This is a genomic window from Chromobacterium alticapitis (assembly GCF_002924365.1).
Classification (GTDB): Bacteria; Pseudomonadota; Gammaproteobacteria; order Burkholderiales; family Chromobacteriaceae; genus Chromobacterium; species Chromobacterium alticapitis.
The window spans coordinates 1-298 of record NZ_PQWB01000101.1; the positions used below are offsets into that span (position 1 = coordinate 1).

The 298-nt window shown below is 62.8% G+C and carries 1 protein-coding gene; it reads left to right on the plus strand.

The features are described from left to right. A partial coding sequence (locus C2I19_RS17635) for a helix-turn-helix domain-containing protein (protein ID WP_146056861.1) occupies positions 1–298 on the plus strand: 298 nt, incomplete at both ends.

Sequence of the window (298 nt, forward strand, 5' to 3'; positions counted from 1 at the left end):
AAACAGTGCCACCGGACCTGCAATGCCTTGTCGGGCAGTCCATTGGCCAAATTGCGCAAGGCCGATCGCTGGCTGAGCTATGCCCAAGCGCTGCAGAATGGCTTGACCGTGCGGGCCGCGGCGCGCGCGTGCGGCATCAGCAAAAACACGGCTTTCTTGTGGCGCCATCGCTTCTTGCATCGCGCATCAGACCACCTGGCGACGCAGGCCCGGGGGATCGTCGAAGTGGATGAGACCTTCATCCTGGAATCATTCAAAGGGCAGCGACACCTCCCACGCGTGTCGCGCCAGCGGGATG